Below are 20,552 nucleotides of genomic sequence, written 5' to 3'. Positions count from 1 at the left end.
TTATTTCAATAGAAAATAGAAAATACGTGAACCCAATATCACCTCTTGTCCTTAAATTAGCTTATGCCGGATTAATTCCGTTTGTTGGCCTCGCTTTGTTAGTTCAGTTGGCACCAACACCGCTCAATTATTTAAGTGCAGAATCTTTGGCAGGCTATGGTGCAGTCATTACTTCCTTTATGGGAGCCTTGCATTGGGGCGCCAACTTACATACTTTAGGTAAGACCCCTCCAGGCGATAGATGGGAAGATCGTAATGCCTGGATTTGGGGAGTGATTCCAGCTTTAGTTGCGTGGGTAGCCTTGCACATCTATATTCCAGTCGGGCTCTTGATCTTAGCTGCGACTTTAATTATTCAGCGCAATATTGATCAAAATACCTATCAATACTATTTTTCGAGTGATGAAGCCCGCACTGCATTCATGACGATGCGCAATCGCTTAACCTATGTTGCTGCCGCCTGCCTTACTTGGGCAGCACTCGTCATATTGTTTATTCAGGCGTGATGCTTCGATGAGCGGTCTCTTTGACAGCACTCCGCCGCCGCCTCTAGCGGAAGCGCTACGTCCTAAAACGATTGAAGAGGTTATTGGTCAAACCCATTTATTAGCAGCAGGCAAACCCCTCAATCTGGCCTTTGCTTCCGGCAAACCTCACTCGATGATTCTGTGGGGGCCTCCAGGTGTTGGCAAAACGACCTTGGCACGTCTCTCAGCAAAAGCCTTTGATCGTGAGTTCATTGCGATCTCCGCAGTGTTAGCGGGAGTCAAAGAAATTCGTGAGGCGATTGAGCAGGCGCAACAAAGCATGGCGCAGTATGGCAAGCAAACCATCTTATTTGTTGATGAAATCCATCGCTTTAATAAAAGCCAACAAGATGCTTTACTTCCACATGTGGAATCTGGCTTATTTACCTTTATTGGTGCCACTACCGAGAATCCTTCTTTTGAAGTGAATTCAGCCCTACTCTCTCGTGCGCAGGTCTATGTACTAAAGTCCTTAAATGCTGCTGAGCTCAAGCAATTATTTGTGCGCGCACAAGCATTTGTAATGCCTGAGATCGCGTTTGAAGAGAGTGCGATTGATACCTTAATCAACAATGCCGATGGTGATGCAAGACGTTTGCTTAATGTCGTCGAACAGATTCGGAATGCAGCATCAAATCCAAGCAATCCAGTCAAGGTGATTGATCAACTCTTCATTGAGAATGCACTCACCGTACAAGCGCGTCGCTTTGATAAAGGCGGGGATCAGTTTTATGATCAAATATCAGCGCTGCATAAATCGGTACGAGGCTCTAACCCAGATGCAGCACTGTATTGGCTTTGCCGTATGCTCGATGGCGGCGTCGATCCCCGTTATCTATCTCGTCGCATTATTCGAATGGCCTGGGAGGATATCGGCTTAGCCGATCCAAGAGCTATGCAGCTAGCCAACGACGCCGCCCAAACTTATGAAAGACTGGGCTCACCAGAAGGTGAATTAGCATTAGGCCAAGCGGTAGTGTATTTGGCCGTGGCTTCTAAAAGTAATGCGAGCTATAAAGCCTTTAATGCCGCACGCGCCTATGTTGCCAAAGATCAATCCCAGCCCGTCCCCAATCATTTACGTAATGCCCCCACTAAGCTTATGAAAGAGCTTGGTCATGGCAAAGAATATCGCTATGCACATGATGAGGCTCATGGCTATGCTGCTGGTGAAACCTATCTTCCCGATGGAATGGTAGAACCTCATTGGTATGAGCCAGTCCCCCGTGGACTCGAAACCCAAATTGGGGAGAAGATGGCTTTTTTACGCAATCTCGATCTAGAGGCCAAAAAGAAATGAGCGCAAAAGTACTGGCCACTTTTTTTTACGACATTATTTCGCCATTTGCCTACTTATATCTCAAGCAACGCTCACGCCTAGAAACTAAATTGGATATCACGCCAGTAGCAATACTCTTGGGAGGCTTGTTAAGAGCGGCTGATAACAAAGGCCCGGGTGAAATTGCCGCCAAGCGCCCTCACACGTATCAGTTCTGCGTTTGGCAAGCTGAAAAACTGGGAATTCCTTTCCGCTTTCCGGAACACCACCCCTTTACAACCATAGCAGCGCAGCGTCTGCTGATTCAAGAAAAAGCCGACTGGGCAATGGTTGAACGGGCTTTTGACTATGTGTGGATAGAAGGCAAAGACCCCAATCTTTCTTGGTCAGAATTTTGCGTTTACCTAGGCTTGCCTGCAGACACCCCAAGACCAGAAAATCCCGAAGTCAAAGCGCAACTGATTGCCAATACGAATCAGGCCAAACTTGATGGTGCCTTTGGAATACCTGCCCTGATAGTCAATCAGCACTGTTTCTGGGGTGTAGATGCCATTGACTGGACCTTGGACTACCTCGCCAGACCCGGGATGTTTGAGGAAGCCTCTTATGCCTATGCCGGCAATGTCCCTAACGGATTAGGCTAATTTCACTGCACTCCCAGTAGGTCATTGCGCAATACAATGAGGTGTTCGTTTTCATTTATTCAAGGAGTATTTATGCGCAAGATTTTTGCCAGCCTCATTTTCTGCATTGCCAGCCTAACTACTCATGCAGCCTTCGCAGGTCCAAAAGTAGAATTCAAGACCAACCTCGGTAATTTTGTAGTAGAGCTAGACGGCGATAAAGCGCCTAAGACAACTGCAAACTTTTTGAACTATGTCAAAAGCGGTTTTTACAACGGCACTATTTTCCATCGAGTGATTGATGGCTTCATGATTCAAGGTGGTGGCTTTACTGCTGACATGATACAAAAGCCAACGGATGCACCGGTAGTATCAGAAGCGCAAAATGGTTTGAAGAACAATACGTATACCATTGCTATGGCGCGGACCTCTGATCCTGACTCTGCTACTGCCCAATTTTTTATTAACGTCAAAGACAATCAAGCATTGGATTATCCAAATGCGATGGGCAATGGCTACACCGTCTTTGGAAAGGTGATCTCCGGTACTCAAACCATTGATGCTATTCGTAAAGTACCCACGATGGTTGCTAATGCACCGCGCATGGGACGTATGGCTGATGTGCCTAGCAAAACGGTCACTATCGAATCTGCCACCATTCTGAAATAAAACGCACTTAGGCTAGCTGCAATGATTCTGCTCGACGATTCACAAAGCAGCGCAGCTAAGCCCTCAAGTCGCCTCTATGACTCACCGCTGCAATCATGGTGCGTTCTTCCTAGTGGCGACCTTGGCAAAGATCAGCGCGCAATTGAGCTGTGCTTAGCTGAAATCCAGCAAGCCCTTCAGCAAGGGCACTTTGTTGTAGTAACTTTTGCCTATGAGCTTGGTAAATTTATTCATCAACTGACTCCACGAGCACAGACCTCTTCCCACCCTCTGATTGAAGCTTGGTCATTTGAGACTCATCAAACGCTCTCTAAAGAACAGGTTGATGCATTCTTAGAGCAACAACTAAAAAGCTTAGGGAATGAGGAAGTTCTTGCAGGCGTAATGGATGTAGTTGAATCCATCACCCAAGAAAAATTTACTGAGGATATTGCTCGCATTCAGGAATACATTCGTAATGGCGATACGTATCAGATTAATCACACCTATCGAATTACTGGCAAGACTTACGGGCCACCTCTAGCGCTGTACAGCAGACTCCGCAAGCGTCAGCCTGGTCGGTTTGGTGCTTATATCGCGCAATCGAATACGAATGGCAATCGATATTTGCTTTCTCAATCTCCTGAACTGTTTATCCAAAAGCAAGGAGAGATTCTTAAAGCGATGCCGATGAAGGGTACGGCAAATGCTTTGTCTTCTGGTGCAAGCGACCTCTCTGATGATCCAAAAAATCAAGCTGAAAATGTGATGATCGTAGATCTTCTGCGCAATGACTTAAGTCGTATTTCCTTGCCAGGCACAGTTTCCGTTCCAAGCTTATTTGAAGTGGCACGGCATGGTGACGTTCTGCAAATGACCTCTACCGTTCAAGGGCAGATTAAACCCGAAACTGCTTTAGCCGATGTTCTGCAGGCTGTTTTTCCCTGTGGCTCAGTAACAGGCGCGCCCAAGAAGCGGAGTATGCAAATCATTCAAGAATTAGAGGCACAAGACCGCGAGTATTACTGCGGTGCGCTGGGCTGGCTTGATCCTGATGGCGACTTTGCTTTTAGCGTACCGATTCGCACGATTGAAATTGAAGAAGACCCGCAATCGCATAGCAATACTTTTACGCTAGGTGTTGGCGCAGGCATCACGATTGACTCAGATGCTGCGCAAGAATGGGAAGAGTGTCGAATTAAGTCTGCTTTTTTAATGGATCTTCCCAGTGCTGTTGGAATATTTGAAACAATTGCCCTGAAGAATGCATCTCCCTTGAATTTATCTGCACACCTGGATCGCATGCAATCATCAGCATGTGCTTTGGGTATTTCATTTGATCGCTCCGTCGCAAATACTCGTGTTTTAGATGCCTGTAACAATCTCGATGTGAACCATGTTTATCGACTAAGACTCGATCTTTCGATGGACGGCCATTTCTCATGTACGATCGGCCCGCTAGATGTGCTTCACGATTCTGTAAAAATATTTTGGGCAACCGATATATTGCAAGGTGATTGCTTGATGTATTCTGGCGACCCCCTACTTCAACATAAAGTTAGCAAACGTGCGCTTTATGACCAAGCTTGGCAAAAATCCGTTGAGCTTGGGGGGTTCGATGCCCTGTTTCTTAATGAACAGGGTTTTGTTACCGAAGGTGGAAGAAGCAGCATCTTCATTCGACCAAAAGACAGCAAACAGTGGCTGACCCCACCCCTTTCCGCAGGGCTGCTACCGGGCGTCATGCGCGCAAACTTACTCGCAGACCCCCTCCTGAATGCCCGTGAAGCTAACTTGACTATTAAAGATGTTTCAATGGCGGAAGAGATTATGCTTACGAATGCCCTTCGCGGAGCGATCCAGGCTCATTTTTAGAAAGCTGTCATGAAGTTTTGCCCTATCTGCGCCAATATCCTTTCCGTAAAAATCCCGGCAGATGATTCTCGTGAACGATATGTGTGCGATGCCTGCAGCAGCATTCATTATCAAAACCCCAGGAATGTTGTTGGCAGTATTCCAGTCTATGGTGAGCAAGTTTTATTGTGTCGTCGCGCCATTGCTCCGCGTCATGGTTACTGGACTCTTCCCGCCGGCTTTATGGAGCTTGGTGAGAGCACTGGCGCAGGGGCCGCTCGCGAAACCCTCGAAGAGGCTGGTGCAATCGTAGAAATTGGTCCTCTATATTCCCTCCTCAACGTTGCTCATGCAGAGCAAGTACATCTCTTTTACTTAGCAAAAATGGCCAATGCCGATTTTTCTGCTGGTGAAGAGAGCCTTGAAGTGGCCCTATTTCATGAACATGAAATTCCCTGGGATGACTTAGCCTTCCCTACCGTGAAACAGACTTTGGAATGGTTTTTTGCAGATCGTGCTGCCGGCCTTCTTGAAGCAGGAAAAGAATTTCATGTGCGTAGCCGCGATGTTCTTCCCTCTGAAAAGATTTAATTAGTACGATGAGTCAGATTATTTGGCTGGGTCCACAAGACCCCTTTCCAGATCCGCTGACCCATGCAGATCCGGACCCAAGCGTTCCTGGCTTAGTGGCTGTTAGCGAAAGAATCTATCCAGGGCAGCTCGCGCGTGCTTATCAAACTGGAATCTTTCCCTGGTACTCAGATAATCAACCCGTACTATGGTGGTCTCCAGATCCCCGCATGGTCTTAGATCCCGCAAACTTTAAGTGCAGCGACTCTCTGAAAAAGCATCTGCGTCACTTTTGCCAAGATCCCGAATCAGAATTGCTCGTCGATGCTGACTTTGGTGCGGTAGTTCGTGCCTGCGCTACGAGCAAACGCAAAGATCAAGATGGCACTTGGATTACCCATGAAATCATGGAGGCATATACAGCACTTCATGAACAAGGCCATGCCCACAGCATTGCAGTAGCACATCAAGGGCAACTGATTGGCGGCCTCTATTGCGTTTCGTTTGGAGCAATGGTGTTCGGCGAATCGATGTTTAGTTATGAAACTAATGCCTCTAAGCTCGCATTAGCCGCTTTAAGCGCTTGGTGTCTACAAAATCAAGTTAGCATGATTGATTGCCAGCAAGAGACTGCACATCTTCACTCCCTTGGGGCGGCACCCATTCCCCGTACAGAGTTTCTAGCTAAGCTGCAAACATCTTTAAACCCATCTACTATTGAGAGACCTTGGACTTTTAATAAAACTATCTTAGCTCACTGGTTATGACCCAGCTCAAAGAACTTCCCCTCACTGCGCTACAGTTTTATGCTACCGCTCCCTATGAATGCAGCTATCTTCCCAATCGCATGGCACGCTCACAGGTGGCAACGCCATCCCATCTGATTCATGCGGATGTCTATGGTGAACTCATTAATGCAGGGTTTCGTAGAAGCGGCCTGTATACCTATCGCCCTTATTGCGATAGTTGTAGAGCGTGCATTGCTACAAGAATTCTGGTAAATCAATTTGTTCCGACTCGTAGCCAACGACGCGCCCAGAAAAAACATGCCGGATTAGAGGCACATGTACTCAATCTTGGTTATAAGGATGAGCACTACCAACTGTATCAACGTTATCAAAATGAGCGGCACGCTGGTGGGGAGATGGATCGCGATGATCAAGACCAATATATGCAGTTTTTACTTCAAAGCCGAGTGAATTCACGCATTGTGGAGTTTCGAGATGGGCCGCATGACTCTCATCCAGGACGCTTACGCATGGTGAGTATGATCGATATTCTGGAGCAAGGAATCTCTTCGGTCTATACCTTTTTTGATACCAGCAGCAGTACAGCCAGCTACGGTAGTTACAGCATCCTCTGGCAAATTCAACAGTGCTTAGATCTGCATTTGCCCTATCTCTATCTTGGCTACTATATTAAAGAGAGTGAAAAGATGTCCTATAAGGCAAAGTACCAGCCCATGGAAGGCTTGATCGATGATCATTGGCAGTTACTGTCTGGTTCATAATATCCACCATGATCGATAGTTATTCCTTTTTACGCCCTTGGCTTTTCTGTCTTGATCCCGAACAAGCTCACAATCTCACGCTCAGCAATTTAGATCGCGCGCAACGTTGGGGCCTCTTACAGCGCTTTGTTAGCAAGCCAGTTGCCGACCCCCATACCCTTTGCGGTATTGAGTTTCCAAATCCAGTAGGCCTGGCAGCAGGTCTTGATAAAGATGGCAAACATATTGATGCCTTGGCTGCCTTAGGTTTTGGTTTTTTAGAAATTGGCACAGTAACCCCGCGTCCACAACCTGGAAATCCTAAGCCTCGCATGTTTAGATTGCCTGAGGCACAAGCGATTATTAATCGCATGGGATTTAATAATGATGGTGTTGAGGCATGCGTTGCCCGAGTCCGTCGCTCGCAATTTTGGCAGAACGGTGGCGTACTGGGTATGAATATTGGCAAGAATGCCAGCACGCCCATTGAAGAAGCCTCGAAAGATTATGTTGCTGCAATGGAGGCCGTCTATGAAATCAGCGCTTACATCACTGTTAACATCTCATCCCCCAACACTCAACATCTACGCTCCCTTCAGAGTGAAGAAATGTTACGAGCGCTCTTACGAGAACTGAGTGAAGAAAGAAAAAAACTCAGTGATCGTTATGGCGTTAAAAAACCCCTCTTCTTAAAAATTGCACCAGATCTTAATCAAGATGACATACATCTCATCGCTGACCTCTTATTAGAATTTGGAATGGATGCCGTCATTGCCACCAACACCACTATCTCGCGTGAAGCAGTTCAAGGTATGGCATCTGGTAATGAAGCTGGTGGACTATCTGGAGCGCCGGTTCGTCAGGCCTCTAGCCAAGTGATCAAAACACTCAAAGCTAGACTAGGAAATGATTTACCCATCATTGGCGTCGGCGGCATTATGTCGGGCGCTGATGCCCGTGAAAAGATCATGGCTGGAGCCAGCTTGGTACAACTCTATAGCGGCCTCATTTACCGAGGACCCGAGCTAGTCACCGAGTGCGCAAACGCCCTAAGACATTAGATTTATTGGGTTTTTTGCTTGGGATTTCGTAAAATCCCATTTCACAATATGCAATTTGCCTGGGAATGGCTACAATAAACCCCATGAGCAATAGCAAAATCGTCAAAACCTCTAAAAGTACTGGTGAAGTTGGTAAAACAGCGATCCAGGTGGTTGAGCGCATGATGAATTTGCTTGATGCCCTAGCTGAGCAGGAAGAATCGAGCAGTCTCAAGTTCTTAGCCGAGGACACTGGATTGCATCCCTCAACAGCACACCGCATCCTCAATGACATGGTTGCCTGCCGCTTGGTAGAACGCGGTGATGGTGGCACCTACCGCTTGGGGCTGAAGCTTTTAGAGCTAGGCAACTTAGTTAAGGCGCGCTTATCCGTGCGAGAAGCCGCGCAAGTTCCGATGCGCACCCTTCATAAGTTGACCGGCGAAACAGTAAACCTGTCTGTCCGCCAAGGCGATGAAATTGTTTATATTGATCGTGCATATAGCGAGCGCTCCGGCATGCAGGTGGTTCGTGCAATTGGTGGCAGAGCACCATTACATCTGACCTCTGTTGGCAAACTATTTTTAGCCAGTGATGATGCAAATCAAGTTCGTGCCTATGTCACTCGCACTGGATTATCTGGTCACACCAGAAACAGTATTACTGATTTAAGCAAACTCGAGTCCGAACTGAATCAAGTCAGAAAAGTGGGTAATGCTCGCGATGATGAAGAATTAGAACTTGGCGTGAGCTGCCTTGCTGCCGCCATTTTAGATGACACTGGAAAATTAGTAGCTGGTCTCTCGCTGAGCGCACCAACTGATCGTATTCAAGCCGATTGGTTAAGAGCGCTACAAGAAACTGCCATACAAATTTCTAAAGGGATGGGCTATAAGCCTAAGTCTTTAGAGCCAGGTGCCTCTACCTAGCTCCCCACTTTACATCAAGCGTCTAATAGGCTGCGCACCTGAAGGCATGCGCTCATACCAGTCACGCACACGCACTGCATCAGCAAAACGCGACTGAGTTCCAACCGAGTCCAAGAAAACCAATAACAACGGTGTGTTATTCACCCTTGCCTGCATCACCAAACATTTTCCTGCCGCATTAATAAAACCGGTTTTTTGCAAACCAATATTCATATCCCCTGCACGCACTAAGCGATTAGTGTTCAAGAATTTTTGTGGGCGCTTAGCAATCACCATTGTGAGATCCGGCCAAGTAGAAAACTCCCGAATCATTTTGTATTGATAGGCAGCGCTAAGCATGCGAGTGAGATCTTCTGCGGAAGCAACGTTTTCACTAAGCAAACCAGTAGGGTCTGCAAAGTGAGAATGATCCATACCCAGCTCTTTAGCCTTACGGTTCATGGCGTCTACAAATGCCGGTATGCCACCTGGGTAATTTCTGCCTAAGGTATATGCAGCGCGGTTCTCAGAGGACATGAGCGCTAACAAAAGCGCCTCTTCACGGGTTAACACTGTCCCACCCGCAAGGCGTGAAGTGCGATAGATATGCACATCATCTGCATTAATGACGAGTGATTCATCTAAAGGCAGTTTGGAATCGAGAACTACCATTGCTGTCATGAGTTTTGTAATCGAAGCGATTGGCAAACTGACAGAGGGATTCTTTTCGAAGTAAACCTCTTTGGTATCTTGATTCACCACCATGGCCACACTAGATTTAAGACTCAAGTCGTCATGCTGTCCGCGCATACCAAGCGCAGATGCTAATGATGGTCTTGCAGCTACGACAGGTTCGGTTGAGCGAGTAACGGTAACGCGAACGGATTTGGGTTTCTTAACTGATTTGATAGCCACTTTGGTAGTTTTGCTCTGCTTGTCCTTAGTGGCAGCAAACGCAGGTGCATTGACTAAGACACCACCGGTGAATAGCACTGCGCAAACCAAGAGCCAAAATCGATTCAAATGCATCCCAAAATACCTTCCAAAACTTTCAACATACGAGATGATAATTAATTTCTCCAGAACAAGGCGATTTATTAGCCCCATCTTGGTTATTCCATTCCACCTACTCCGCAATGGTTGCCACCGTATTAGTCTGGCGCGCATTGACCAACACAACTCCAGTCATCGTTAATCCCAAGCCTGCAGCCATCAATATAGTAAAGGGCTCATCGAATAAGAGCCATGCCATCACCGCTGTTGTAGGTGGCGTGAGATACAGCAAACTAGTGACCTTAGTTGCAGCCCCTTTGCGAATCATCATAAACAGCAAGCTAATGGAGCCAATCGAGATGGGAAATATTGCCCAGAGTAAAGCACCAATTACCGGGGCATTCCAAACCATCACGCCAGTCTCAAAGAAGAACATACAAAGGAATGAGAGCACTGCAGAGACACCAAACTGAATCGAGGATCCAGCGCGTAGATCAAACACTGGGCAGTATTTTTTTTGATAGATCGTCCCAAAGGTAATCGAAAGTAATGCAGCGATTGTTAGTAAATAGCTAATAAGTGGAATATTGAGAAAGCCTACTTTTGCCGCCACAACTAAAGCTACACCAGCAAAACCAAATGCCAAACCAATCCACTGCTTCGGCGTTACCTTTTCTGAAACCCAAGCAGCAAACCAAGCGGTCAGAATGGGCTGTAGCCCGACTATCAGCGCCACTAAGCCTGCAGTCATACCCAACCTAACAGCCACCCAAACACCCATTAAATAGCCAAATTGCAGCATTGTCCCTGCTATAGCTATGTGCTTTATCTGATCCCTGTTGGGCCATGTGATTTTCCACACCATACTGAGGGCCGCCATAGCCATTAATACACCGGCAAATCGCCAAAACAAGAAAGTAGCAGGCTCCACGTAAGGCATTGCCAACCTTGCAATCACAAATCCCGTACTCCATATCAGAACAAATATGGGCGCTATGACCTTATCAAGGGGTAGATTCATGGATAACTTACTGAAATTATTAGGATTTTTCTCTCGAATCCTCGATTTTAGGCTTATTTTGAGAATCCCCCTGCTAATCCTTCTTATCAGCCCTTGGGGGAATATTAATGTTGCGTTGCAACATTAATGATTTATAATGGTGCATACGCTATTTACACCCTTACCCAGTAAGAGTACAAACAAACAGTAAATCCAGACGAAAGGGATTGATATGAACTTAACGCCAGAACAAATCGCAGCTGCACAAAAAGCCAATTTAGAAACCTTGAGCGGCCTCACAAACCAAGCACTCCAGAGTATTGAGAAATTGGTTGAATTAAATATGCAGATCGCTAAACAAAGTTTGAGCGACAGTATGAACAGCGCCAAGAAAGCTTTGGAAGTAAAAGATATTCAACAACTTCTCGCCCATCAAGCTGAAGCAGTTCAGCCAATGGCAGAAAAAATTATGGCTTATAGCCGTCACCTTTATGACTTAGCTCATGAAACTCAAGCAAGCTTTACTCAGTCCGCTGAAAAAGAATTGCAAGCTGGTCAAAAGAAAGTAAATGCATTAGTTGAAGACTGGACCAAGAATGCCCCAGCAGGATCTGATGCTGCTGTTCAAGCAATGAAGCAAGCCATTGCTTCTGCAAACAATGTTTTTGAAACAAGTCAAAAAGCAGTAAAGCATGCAGTTGAAGTTGCTCAAACCAACTTAAACAGCGCTACTGATGCTGTGATGAAAACAGCAGCTACAGCAAGCAAGGCTGCTAAAAAGAAATAATTCAGAATTCATCTGAATAAAAAAGCCCCGAATCATCGGGGCTTTTTTATTTTTAGAGATGCTACTCAATTGGAATAAATACTTCATTTCGTCGAGGCTGAGGTAATGCATTTTTTAAGGCCAACTGCGAAAGTCGCTCTATGAAATCAACTGAATCAGCTGCCACCCCGTGGTATACCTCCATCCAAGTCTCCTTCCCATCCTGATCAGGTAAAGGCCTTTTGAGCAATTCGCAAACTAAACCTGGAAATTCAAGCGCTAATTGATCTTGCATGTCTCCAATACACCGCAAGACCAGTGGATGATCGCCAACAACAAATTTAAAGTAAACATATAAATTCATTTGCCGCCATCCATTCCATTCCAACGAGTTACAAGCGTATTATCTAAATCAAAAAGGTCTAGGCATCTTCCAACTGTGTGACTTACCATATCATCTAGAGAGTTTGGCTTGGCATAGAAAGCGGGTACTGGAGGCATCACAATCGCACCACACTCAGTAACCTGAGACATCGAACGTAAATGGCCTAAATGTAAGGGCGTCTCTCTTACTAACAATACCAAGCGGCGGCGCTCCTTCAATACCACATCAGCAGCTCTAGAAACCAAGCTACTAGTCACCCCACAGGCAATCTCTGATAACGTTCTAATTGAACACGGAGCAATGACCATGCCAAGACTTTTAAATGATCCCGAAGAGATGGAAGCGCCAACATTTTTTGCCGAATGGACAACGTCAGCCATAGCCTCAATTTGGGCTGGCTTGTAACTTGTTTCAGCTGCCATAGTCAACTTTGCTGAGTCACTCATTACCAAATGAGATTCAACGCCAATATCCCTCAAGGCCTCAAGAATGCGTATCCCATAGATCGTTCCCGATGCTCCTGTAATGGCGACAATTAAGCGTTTGTTCAAAATGATTCCTAGTAATTAATTTGATTTCAGATATGAAGCAATAGGAAACTGAGGATCAAGCACAGCATCTAGATTTACCGCATCCTCACCGGGAACCTTCACCTTGGTAAATACGTGCCCCTCATAAGTAAGCGGCTTAGTTGCATCTAGACCCATTTTTGAACTCATACCCTGAAATTGAGCCGGAATGACTCCATCCGCATCAACAGGCAACCCAACGGTTGTCGACGGATCCAAAACCGAACCTTGCGTGTCATGAATAACTACCAAGCCACGTTTAGCCTGAAATCTAGTTGCAATAGCCCATTCGACCTGAGCTGGATCATGAACGTCGACATCCTCATCTACGACCACAACGTGCTTTACATCATAGTGAGAGCTGAAGGCGCCCGAAATTACATTTTTAGGTAAACCTTCATGTGTCTTTTTGATCTGAACATAAAGATGATAGCGCCCAACTCCACCGAGCGATAAATGAACATCCAATACACCAGGAAAACTTCTACGCAGATGCGACAAGATTGTCGCCTCCCTTGGAATTGAACCAAGCAATAGATGCTCTAACTCTGCCGGAACAATGGTGTGAAAGATTGGATCTTCTCTGTGTGTAACCATGTCGACCACAATAACTTGGCGCTTCTCTTGAGAGCTATAGTATTTGGGATATTCACCAAAGGGGCCCTCAAGCTCACGTACCCTAGGTGGAATATGACCCTCAATGACTATTTCTGCATTTGCCGGCACCAATACATCATTACTTATGCATTTCACTACATCCAGAGGTGCTCCGTGCAGAGCGCCAGCAATTTCAAGCTCATCCGAATCAATCGGTGCAATTGCTTGAGAAGCCAAAAGCGTCAATGGGTCAACTCCTATCACCACGGCAACAGGCAATGGCTGATTCATTTCTTCTGCAGCCTGTTGAAAGGCATGAAGATGTCTTGGCAAAATCAGCACGGCCATACGATCTTTTGAATTCACTTGAATTCGATTAATTGATACATTCTGAATACCTGTCTTAGAATTTTTCGCTATGACCAAGCCAGCAGTAATGTACGGCCCACTATCATGTTCGCTATGGGTTGGCACGGGCAATAGAGTCCTCACATCAAACTCCTGATGTACAACTTCCTGGCAAGGCGCTTCTTTAACCAAGTGACAAGGTAGCGGATTATCGGCTGCCACACGATAGGCATTCAGTAAATCCGCCTCGCTAACACCCATTGCTTCGGCAATCCAGGAGCGTGAAGACATAAAACCAGAAACTACCGGCATTACGTGCCCATTTGGATTGGGAAAAAAGACACTACTTTTTCCATCTAGCTTCTTAGCTATTGCCGCTAACTCATGCTTAAGTAGGACATTCTTTTTTGTAGCAAGCAGGCGATTGGTATTCGCAAGATGGGCTAGCCATGTTCGAAGTTCGGTAAATTTTTTCATCGAGGCAGCCTATAAGATATGGAGAATAAATATCACTCTGGAATAATTCCCGCCTGGACAACAACTTTTTTCCAGATTTCCATTTGTTTTCGAATAAACGCATCAAATTGGTTTGCTGTTCCACCATCAGGTACTACCCCCTGCTCATTAAACGTCTTTTTAATATCCTCTTGAGTCAAGATACTATTAATCTGTTTATTTAACTTATCAATAATTGCAGGTGGAGTACCTGAGGGAACCATAAACCCATGCCATGAAGATACCTCGTACCCCTTTAATCCAGCCTCAGCAACAGTTGGAACCTGAGGTAAAAGCGGAGACCGTACATCAGTGGCAATAGCAATAGGCCTAATTTTTCCTGATTGAATAAATGGACGAACCATTGGAAATACATCGAATGCAACCTCTACTTGACCACCAGCCAAATCCGTTAACAATGGAGTGCTTCCCTTATAAGGAATTTGATTAAGGCTAACATTAGCCATATTCTCAAATAGGGCCATTGCTAAATGCTCCGAAGATCCTGACCCTGAGGAACCATAGTCGATCTTGCTAGGACTTTTCTTGGCGGCAGCCAATAAGTCAGCAAGCGATTTAATCTTGGAGTTTTCATTCACAACCAAAACCATAGGGGCTCTACCTGCCAGTACAACTGGTGCAAATGCCTTACTGCTGTCATATGGAAGCGACTTGTAAATAAATGGATTGGCAGCAAATGGGAATTGAGCAACCAATATTGTGTAACCGTCTGGCGCAGATCTGGCGACAAAGTTAGTCCCAATAGTAGTGCCTGCACCCGGCTTATTTTCTATGATTACATTTACGCCCCATGCATCGCTCAATTTTTTTCCAACAATCCTACCAAGCGTATCGTTAAAGCCGCCAGGAGGATAAGGAACAATGATGGTGATCGGTTTCTCTGGATATGCCGCAGAGCCTTGCGCAAATAATTGGCCTGAAGTAAGCCCAAGCATGCCAACTGCTAATGAAAGAAAATAAGCTACTGTTTTAGTTCTCATAAATATCTCCCGTATTGTTTTAAACGCTAACGCGCCTAATTAATTCTTTACGCTCTTCAAGGTCTTGAGAGTTACCTTCAAGCACAACCCTACCCCGCTCAACCACATAATGTCTATCGCACAAATGAATGGCTTTATGAATATTTTGCTCAATTAATAGAATTGAAATTCCCTGAGCCTTAAGCTCCTCCATTAGACGGAAGATATCTGCCACTACCATTGGGGCAAGACCTTCTGTCGGCTCATCAATTAATAGTAATTTTGGATTGCCTATTAATACACGAGCCATTGCTAGCATTTGCTGTTCGCCACCAGACAAAGTAGTACCTGATTGATTTCGGCGTTCGCTTAATCGCGGAAATCGCTCAAAGACCATTTGTATACGTTGCTCAGCGACTTTACGCTCGCTTGCCTGAACTTGCATTAACCCTAGTTTCAGATTTCCCTCAACACTTAAGCCAGGAAATATTCTTCGATCCTCAGGCACCAAACCCATACCCAAGCGGGTAATTTCATTTGGGGGTAAGGCTTCAATAGCTTGATCTTGAAATAATATCTTTCCTTGGGAAGGTTTATGCCAGCCGGCAATGGTTTTGACGATAGTAGTCTTCCCAACCCCGTTCCTTCCAAATACGCCTACAGTCTCGCCAGGCTTAATAGATAAATTGACGCCCTGTAAAACATGGGACAAACCCAAGTTGACATGTACATCATGCATCTCCAAAATCATGCCAACTCCTCACCAAAGTATGCCGTTTGAACAAGCGGATTAGCGCGTACATCACTAGGAATGCCTTCCGCTAATTTCTTGCCTTGCGCCATGACGATCACCGTTTTAGATAAATCCATCACAAGATCCACGTCATGCTCAATCAATAAAACTGTAATTTTTAATCCCAGGCGCTTAATGAGCTCAGCCGTATCCTGAGTATCACCCTGAGACATGCCTTGGGTTGGCTCATCTAATAACAAAAGTTTTGGCCGAGTTGCCAATGTCACAGCAATCTCAAGACGTCTTTGCTGACCATGGGATAAGGCCCCTGCAAGCTGATCACGGCATTCCAGCAAACCAAATTCTTCTAATAATTCGTTAGCTCGATCCATTGCGATAGTGCTTTTGCTTAAAGGTAAGAACAAATTAGAACGCGACTCTAATGCTTGACTTGCAATTCTTAAGTTATCAATCACAGAGAGATCAAAAAAGAGGTTGGTAATCTGAAATGATCGAGCCATCCCGCATGACAAGCGCCCCTCAGGACTCATGCGTGTAATATTTTGATCGTCAAGCTCCACCAATCCAGAATCAGCCATAAAAGTACCGCTCAACAAATTAAAGAGCGTGCTCTTGCCTGCGCCGTTTGGACCAATAATCGAAGTAACACCTAAACGCGTTACTTCAAAGCTCACATCGTCTACAGCGGTAAGACCGCCAAAGCGCTTACTAAGACTTTTTGCCTTAAGAATCATTTCTTCATTCTTCATCACTCCCCTCCTTTGTGAGAATGAATTTTTCCAAAATATTTTGTTAGCAGACCAGCAATGCCCTTGGGAGCGGAAACTACTACCACCACAAAGATAAGTCCGATAACAATATGATGATGTACTGTCCAGGTACCAATGATGGACTTAAATGAGGTTAGAAGAACGCTGCCCAATATGGGTCCGATTAAAGTTCCTACCCCACCCAAAACAACGGTTACAACAGCATTTCCAGAGACACTAAAGAACATCAGCTCGGGAGAAACAAAACCTCTTAACATCGGATAGAGGGCGCCAGAAACCGCTGCAACTACTGATGCCAAAATAAATGCCACCTGTTTTGGCCCTTTGGATTTATAACCGAGGTAAGCCAAACGATCCTCATTAGAACTAATTGCATGCCAAATAGAACCCATAGGAGTAGTCAAAAAATATTTTAAGACTGCATACAAGGCGCCAATAGTAAGCATAGTAATTACAAAAAATGCACCTGGATGGCCAGCATCAACAACACCAAATGGGGTCCAGATTTGCAAAATGGGTACGCCCATCATCCCATCTGATGCCCCGAGACTTCGAGCGTTGTAGACAACCTTAGCAGCTACTTGCGCTAATCCAAAGGTTATTAATGCAAAGTAGACACCCTTAGATCTCAGCGCCACAAAACTCGCTAACCACCCCAATACGATAGATGATAGGGTGACAACGCCTATGGCCAAGAAAAATGATGGGGAAATTTCTTTTAAAACTAAAGCGGATAGATAGGCGCCAAAACCAAAATACAATGCTTGCCCGAGAGATAGCAACCCTACTATTCCCAGTAAAAGATCTACAGACATCGCTAATCCACCAAAGATTAACGACTCTGTAGCCAATCTCAAGAAAAAGGTGTCACCCAAAATACTGCCAATGACAAATAAGCCAACTGCGGAGACCAGCAAAAGTATTTCAATCAGACGAATAGCCTTGACCTGGGGATTACGCATTTTTCATGCCCCCATATAAACCAGATGGTTTAAACATCAATACCAGCACCATTACCGTAAAGACTAGGGGATCGGACCAGACCGGCGAAATGAATAACGAAGAGATGGATTGCAATTGCGTTAATAAAATTCCTGCAATAACTGCACCCTTAATACTTCCAAGACCGCCGACAATGACGACGCTAAAGGCCATTAAAATAAAATCTCTTCCCATAGTGGGGAAAACTGAATAGATTGGAGCAAGTAACACCCCCGCTAGGCCAGCCAAGGCAACGCCAAATGCAAAAGTCAGCGCATAAACTCGCATCACCGGTATTCCTAGCGAAGAGCTCATATCTTTGTCATATGCTGAAGCCCTCACAATCGCCCCAAGCTGAGTTTTATAAATTAGAGCCCATACAGAGAAAATAATTAAAGCACCGAACACCATTAGAAATAGTCGGTAATTTGGAAACATTACTCCCAATAATTCACTGGCGCCAGAGATTGGAGCGCTAGGCTTGATTGGGTTAGCACCCCAAACAATCTTATAACCATCTTCCAAAACCATCGCAACACCAAATGTCAGTAGCAGAGTCAGAATATGTCGGTCTTTATAGTGAAATACTTTTTGAATCAACAGCCTTTCCATTGCAAAACCAATTGGAATCAATAACAAAGGAACTAATAATAGGCATAACCAAAATGACACACCCATCGCCATCAGACTCACGCTGATAAATGCGCCAGCTGCGTAAAATTCGCCATGCGACATATTAATGACGTCTAGCAAGCCAAAAATAATGGTTAAACCCAAGGCCATGAGGACCACAGCAACGCCGATTGAAAGTCCATTGACTATCTGTGGCGCATAAATATATTGCAAGCTCTCTAGCATTGAAAACCCAATCCCTTAATGAAATTCTCAAGCCAAAAACTCTACATCCGCACAGGAAGGATGTGGAGTAATTGACTAATTAATTAAAAACGAGCGCATGTATCAGGCCCAATTGCCTGGTCTGAAGGTACTCTTCCAACAATATTGAACTCGCCATTCTCTACGCGAACCGCAAACATATCTTGCATCGCCTGGTGATCACCGGCACGCATTTTCTTCGTGCCCTGTGGAGTTTGCCAACTAAGATCATTCATGGCAGCTCGAACTTTGTCGGTTTCTGTAGATTTCGCTTTTTCAACCGCGGCCTTATAAAAATATAAAAGGCCATAGGAGTCAGCACCATAAAGATCAGGAAGCTTGTTATAGGCTTTTTGGAAATCAGCTACGAACTTTTTATTAGCTGGGTTATCTAACTTAGGAGAGTAGCCAACACCAGTAACGAATCCATTTGCAGATTTTCCAATCGCACCCATATTTTGCGATGTGACTGTCCCAGAAGCACCAATAATGGTTACTCCTTTATTCACGCCATACTCATCCATTTGAGTAAATAAGCGTACCGTGTCGTTACCGGCCACAGAGGTATAAATAACATTAGGCTTAGCAGCTCTTACCTGACCAAAATATGGTGAGTAGTCTTTATTGTCGAGTGGTGCAAAGACTTCACCAACATCCTTGGCACCTTTTTCAGTAGATGCTTTCTTAAAAGCTGATACGGTACTGCGTCCCATCTCATAGTCAGGGCCTATAAAGAAAATATTAGCCTTCGGAATCTCCTTATCCACCCAAGCTGCCAATGCTGCAGATTGCATTCCAGCGCGAGCATTCACACGAAAAACGTTTGGCGAGCATTTATCTGCTGTAATTGAATCAGCAAATGAAACTGTCGTTGCTATCAGCTTGTTATTTCGCTCGGCCAACTGCCCTACAGCTAAAGTAGATCCTGAGTTAACTGTTCCAGTTAAAAACTCTACTTTTTCTACCTGAAATAACTTCTCTGCTTTTTGAGTTGCAACTGCCGGGTTTGCTTCTTCGTCCTCGTAAATCAAATCAATTTTTCGACCATTAATACCGCCGGTTGCATTAATTTCTTTTGCCGCTAGATCTAAACCCATTTTTACCTGCTCACCAATTGGTGTGTACGTACCCGATAAAGGCGTCACAACACCGATTTTGATTGGGCCGGTTTGTGCGTAAACCAATGATGCGCCAAGGCTTAAGGCAACCGCTAGAGCGATTTTCTTTGTTTGAAATTGCTTTTTCATTATGTACGTCTCCTTTAATAAATTAACGACCAACAAAATTTGGTTGGCGCTTTCCATGAAATGCTTCAACCCCTTCTTTAAAATCTTCTGAGTTACGCAAGCGGCTGTAGCAATGGCCTTCAACTTCAATAGCTGTAGTTAACAAGCAGTCCTCCGTTTCATTAAGCATCTTTTTGGCCGTTCTCTGGGCCATAGGTGAGAATGCGCGCAATTCATCAACCAATTTAGATGTGGCGCTCGCAAGCTCTGCGTCTGGAACGCATTCGGTTGCAACACCCCACTCATAGGCTTGCTGACCCTTAATACGTCTGGAGCGCATCACAATATCTTTAGTTCGGGTGATTCCTACCATTTTTTGTAAACGTGCCGATCCGCCTGAGCCAGGAATTTGTCCTAACTTTTGCTCTGGCAAAGCATACAAAGTTGATTCAGCCGCTATACGGAAATCACATGCTAGTGAAATTTCAAAGCCCACTCCGAAGCAGTAGCCATGATTTACTGCAATCACAGGTTTAGTACAGCGCGTAGGTGCGGCAATATTCCAAGCAAGCTTGGATACATGCTCGGGTGTTGCCTCTAAAAAGCCTTTAATATCGCCACCGCTAGAGAAATGTTCGCCTTCTGCCCTCAATACAATGATGCGGACACGGTCATCAGCATCTAAAGCCTCAAATGCAGCTCGTAATTGATCGCGCTGAGGCATTTGTATGACGTTAAATGGAGGCCTCTTTAAAACAATGTCAGCCCTTTGATGAGCCTCATCAATTTCCACATAGAACCCGTCAAGGTTGTCTAGGATATTGCTAAAAGGATGTTTCAAAATAGTAGTCATAAGGTCTTTCTAGTAAAAAAA

General features: G+C 45.1%; 23 protein-coding genes. 11 read left to right on the top strand and 12 right to left on the bottom strand.

The genetic code is table 11. The features are described from left to right. The first annotated feature begins 26 nt into the window (after positions 1-26). The 10 genes from ICN47_RS01445 to ICN47_RS01400 all read left to right on the top strand — a co-directional run bounded on the left by ICN47_RS01445 (position 27) and on the right by ICN47_RS01400 (position 8,959). Complete coding sequence (locus tag ICN47_RS01445; RefSeq protein ID WP_370626234.1) at positions 27-506, top strand: DUF3429 domain-containing protein; 480 nt, start codon at positions 27-29, stop codon at positions 504-506. A gap of 7 nt (positions 507-513) precedes the next feature. Further along, positions 514-1,827, top strand: a complete 1,314-nt coding sequence (locus ICN47_RS01440; RefSeq protein ID WP_216218128.1) for a replication-associated recombination protein A — start codon at positions 514-516, stop codon at positions 1,825-1,827. Next, positions 1,824-2,450 carry a 2-hydroxychromene-2-carboxylate isomerase gene (locus ICN47_RS01435; protein ID WP_216218127.1) on the top strand — a complete coding sequence of 209 codons (627 nt, stop codon included), beginning with the start codon at positions 1,824-1,826 and terminating at the stop codon, positions 2,448-2,450. Before ICN47_RS01440 ends, ICN47_RS01435 begins: the two co-directional genes overlap by 4 nt. A gap of 72 nt (positions 2,451-2,522) precedes the next feature. Next, on the top strand, positions 2,523-3,098 hold the full coding sequence (locus tag ICN47_RS01430; protein WP_216218126.1) for a peptidylprolyl isomerase: 576 nt from the start codon (positions 2,523-2,525) through the stop codon (positions 3,096-3,098). Positions 3,099-3,119: 21 nt separating this feature from the next. After that, complete coding sequence (locus tag ICN47_RS01425) at positions 3,120-4,952, top strand: bifunctional chorismate-binding protein/class IV aminotransferase (protein WP_216218125.1); 1,833 nt, start codon at positions 3,120-3,122, stop codon at positions 4,950-4,952. A gap of 9 nt (positions 4,953-4,961) precedes the next feature. Next, positions 4,962-5,522 (top strand): NUDIX hydrolase, encoded by a 561-nt coding sequence (locus ICN47_RS01420; protein ID WP_216218124.1) that lies wholly within the window; start codon positions 4,962-4,964, stop codon positions 5,520-5,522. Between the two features lie 8 nt (positions 5,523-5,530). Beyond that, positions 5,531-6,268, top strand: a complete 738-nt coding sequence (gene aat, locus ICN47_RS01415; RefSeq protein ID WP_216218123.1) for a leucyl/phenylalanyl-tRNA--protein transferase — start codon at positions 5,531-5,533, stop codon at positions 6,266-6,268. Further along, a complete protein-coding gene (locus tag ICN47_RS01410; RefSeq protein WP_216218122.1) occupies positions 6,265-7,011 on the top strand; it encodes an arginyltransferase in 747 nt (248 codons plus the stop codon). Before aat ends, ICN47_RS01410 begins: the two co-directional genes overlap by 4 nt. An 8-nt stretch (positions 7,012-7,019) precedes the next feature. Beyond that, complete coding sequence (locus ICN47_RS01405) at positions 7,020-8,051, top strand: quinone-dependent dihydroorotate dehydrogenase (RefSeq protein WP_216218121.1); 1,032 nt, start codon at positions 7,020-7,022, stop codon at positions 8,049-8,051. A gap of 83 nt (positions 8,052-8,134) precedes the next feature. Then, positions 8,135-8,959: an IclR family transcriptional regulator gene (locus ICN47_RS01400; protein WP_216218120.1), complete on the top strand. Its 825-nt coding sequence runs from the start codon at positions 8,135-8,137 to the stop codon at positions 8,957-8,959. 9 nt (positions 8,960-8,968) lie between these two features. On the opposite strand, the gene ICN47_RS01395 is transcribed toward ICN47_RS01400, so the two are convergent. After that, positions 8,969-9,967: a serine hydrolase gene (locus tag ICN47_RS01395; protein WP_216218119.1), complete on the bottom strand. Its 999-nt coding sequence runs from the start codon at positions 9,965-9,967 to the stop codon at positions 8,969-8,971. A gap of 97 nt (positions 9,968-10,064) precedes the next feature. Further along, entirely contained in the window at positions 10,065-10,952 is an 888-nt protein-coding gene (locus ICN47_RS01390) for a DMT family transporter (protein WP_216218118.1), read from the bottom strand. Positions 10,953-11,163: 211 nt separating this feature from the next. Here ICN47_RS01390 and ICN47_RS01385 point away from each other — a divergent pair, with 211 nt between their 5' ends. Continuing rightward, positions 11,164-11,718: a phasin family protein gene (locus ICN47_RS01385; protein ID WP_216218117.1), complete on the top strand. Its 555-nt coding sequence runs from the start codon at positions 11,164-11,166 to the stop codon at positions 11,716-11,718. Positions 11,719-11,779: 61 nt separating this feature from the next. On the opposite strand, the gene ICN47_RS01380 is transcribed toward ICN47_RS01385, so the two are convergent. The 10 genes from ICN47_RS01380 to ICN47_RS01335 all read right to left on the bottom strand — a co-directional run bounded on the left by ICN47_RS01380 (position 11,780) and on the right by ICN47_RS01335 (position 20,531). Beyond that, entirely contained in the window at positions 11,780-12,061 is a 282-nt protein-coding gene (locus ICN47_RS01380) for a DUF4936 family protein (RefSeq protein WP_216218116.1), read from the bottom strand. Next, entirely contained in the window at positions 12,058-12,636 is a 579-nt protein-coding gene (locus ICN47_RS01375) for a UbiX family flavin prenyltransferase (protein WP_216218290.1), read from the bottom strand. The genes ICN47_RS01380 and ICN47_RS01375 overlap by 4 nt, the downstream gene beginning before the upstream one ends. Positions 12,637-12,648: 12 nt before the next feature. Then, positions 12,649-14,073: a UbiD family decarboxylase gene (locus ICN47_RS01370; RefSeq protein ID WP_216218115.1), complete on the bottom strand. Its 1,425-nt coding sequence runs from the start codon at positions 14,071-14,073 to the stop codon at positions 12,649-12,651. Positions 14,074-14,105: 32 nt separating this feature from the next. Next, positions 14,106-15,092 carry a tripartite tricarboxylate transporter substrate binding protein gene (locus ICN47_RS01365; protein WP_255538876.1) on the bottom strand — a complete coding sequence of 329 codons (987 nt, stop codon included), beginning with the start codon at positions 15,090-15,092 and terminating at the stop codon, positions 14,106-14,108. A 19-nt stretch (positions 15,093-15,111) separates the two neighbouring features. Continuing rightward, positions 15,112-15,822, bottom strand: a complete 711-nt coding sequence (locus tag ICN47_RS01360) for an ABC transporter ATP-binding protein (protein WP_216862580.1) — start codon at positions 15,820-15,822, stop codon at positions 15,112-15,114. Then, positions 15,819-16,574 carry an ABC transporter ATP-binding protein gene (locus ICN47_RS01355; RefSeq protein ID WP_255538875.1) on the bottom strand — a complete coding sequence of 252 codons (756 nt, stop codon included), beginning with the start codon at positions 16,572-16,574 and terminating at the stop codon, positions 15,819-15,821. Before ICN47_RS01355 ends, ICN47_RS01360 begins: the two co-directional genes overlap by 4 nt. After that, positions 16,574-17,557, bottom strand: coding sequence for a branched-chain amino acid ABC transporter permease (locus tag ICN47_RS01350; protein WP_216218114.1), 984 nt, complete (start codon positions 17,555-17,557; stop codon positions 16,574-16,576). Before ICN47_RS01350 ends, ICN47_RS01355 begins: the two co-directional genes overlap by 1 nt. Further along, positions 17,550-18,422 (bottom strand): branched-chain amino acid ABC transporter permease, encoded by an 873-nt coding sequence (locus tag ICN47_RS01345; protein WP_255538874.1) that lies wholly within the window; start codon positions 18,420-18,422, stop codon positions 17,550-17,552. The genes ICN47_RS01350 and ICN47_RS01345 overlap by 8 nt, the downstream gene beginning before the upstream one ends. A gap of 95 nt (positions 18,423-18,517) precedes the next feature. Further along, a complete protein-coding gene (locus ICN47_RS01340) occupies positions 18,518-19,699 on the bottom strand; it encodes an ABC transporter substrate-binding protein (protein WP_216218112.1) in 1,182 nt (393 codons plus the stop codon). Between the two features lie 22 nt (positions 19,700-19,721). Continuing rightward, the gene (locus tag ICN47_RS01335) at positions 19,722-20,531 is read right to left on the bottom strand and encodes an enoyl-CoA hydratase/isomerase family protein (RefSeq protein ID WP_068321263.1); all 810 of its coding nucleotides are present in this window, start codon (positions 20,529-20,531) and stop codon (positions 19,722-19,724) included. Between the last annotated feature and the right edge of the window lie 21 nt (positions 20,532-20,552).

It is taken from the genome of Polynucleobacter sp. AP-Latsch-80-C2 (genome assembly GCF_018882185.1).
Lineage (GTDB): Bacteria > Pseudomonadota > Gammaproteobacteria > Burkholderiales > Burkholderiaceae > Polynucleobacter.
This window is presented reverse-complemented; position numbering and strand designations above follow the sequence as displayed.

Coding starts and splice junctions, on each gene's coding strand:
- ICN47_RS01440 (WP_216218128.1), top strand. CDS start 514: ATGAGCGGTCTCTTTGACAGCACTCCGCCGCCGCCTCTAGCGGAAGCG.
- ICN47_RS01435 (WP_216218127.1), top strand. CDS start 1,824: ATGAGCGCAAAAGTACTGGCCACTTTTTTTTACGACATTATTTCGCCA.
- ICN47_RS01430 (WP_216218126.1), top strand. CDS start 2,523: ATGCGCAAGATTTTTGCCAGCCTCATTTTCTGCATTGCCAGCCTAACT.
- ICN47_RS01425 (WP_216218125.1), top strand. CDS start 3,120: ATGATTCTGCTCGACGATTCACAAAGCAGCGCAGCTAAGCCCTCAAGT.
- ICN47_RS01420 (WP_216218124.1), top strand. CDS start 4,962: ATGAAGTTTTGCCCTATCTGCGCCAATATCCTTTCCGTAAAAATCCCG.
- aat (WP_216218123.1), top strand. CDS start 5,531: ATGAGTCAGATTATTTGGCTGGGTCCACAAGACCCCTTTCCAGATCCG.
- ICN47_RS01410 (WP_216218122.1), top strand. CDS start 6,265: ATGACCCAGCTCAAAGAACTTCCCCTCACTGCGCTACAGTTTTATGCT.
- ICN47_RS01405 (WP_216218121.1), top strand. CDS start 7,020: ATGATCGATAGTTATTCCTTTTTACGCCCTTGGCTTTTCTGTCTTGAT.
- ICN47_RS01400 (WP_216218120.1), top strand. CDS start 8,135: ATGAGCAATAGCAAAATCGTCAAAACCTCTAAAAGTACTGGTGAAGTT.
- ICN47_RS01395 (WP_216218119.1), bottom strand. CDS start 9,967: ATGCATTTGAATCGATTTTGGCTCTTGGTTTGCGCAGTGCTATTCACC.
- ICN47_RS01390 (WP_216218118.1), bottom strand. CDS start 10,952: ATGAATCTACCCCTTGATAAGGTCATAGCGCCCATATTTGTTCTGATA.
- ICN47_RS01385 (WP_216218117.1), top strand. CDS start 11,164: ATGAACTTAACGCCAGAACAAATCGCAGCTGCACAAAAAGCCAATTTA.
- ICN47_RS01380 (WP_216218116.1), bottom strand. CDS start 12,061: ATGAATTTATATGTTTACTTTAAATTTGTTGTTGGCGATCATCCACTG.
- ICN47_RS01370 (WP_216218115.1), bottom strand. CDS start 14,073: ATGAAAAAATTTACCGAACTTCGAACATGGCTAGCCCATCTTGCGAAT.
- ICN47_RS01365 (WP_255538876.1), bottom strand. CDS start 15,092: ATGAGAACTAAAACAGTAGCTTATTTTCTTTCATTAGCAGTTGGCATG.
- ICN47_RS01360 (WP_216862580.1), bottom strand. CDS start 15,822: ATGATTTTGGAGATGCATGATGTACATGTCAACTTGGGTTTGTCCCAT.
- ICN47_RS01355 (WP_255538875.1), bottom strand. CDS start 16,574: ATGAAGAATGAAGAAATGATTCTTAAGGCAAAAAGTCTTAGTAAGCGC.
- ICN47_RS01350 (WP_216218114.1), bottom strand. CDS start 17,557: ATGCGTAATCCCCAGGTCAAGGCTATTCGTCTGATTGAAATACTTTTG.
- ICN47_RS01340 (WP_216218112.1), bottom strand. CDS start 19,699: ATGAAAAAGCAATTTCAAACAAAGAAAATCGCTCTAGCGGTTGCCTTA.
- ICN47_RS01335 (WP_068321263.1), bottom strand. CDS start 20,531: ATGACTACTATTTTGAAACATCCTTTTAGCAATATCCTAGACAACCTT.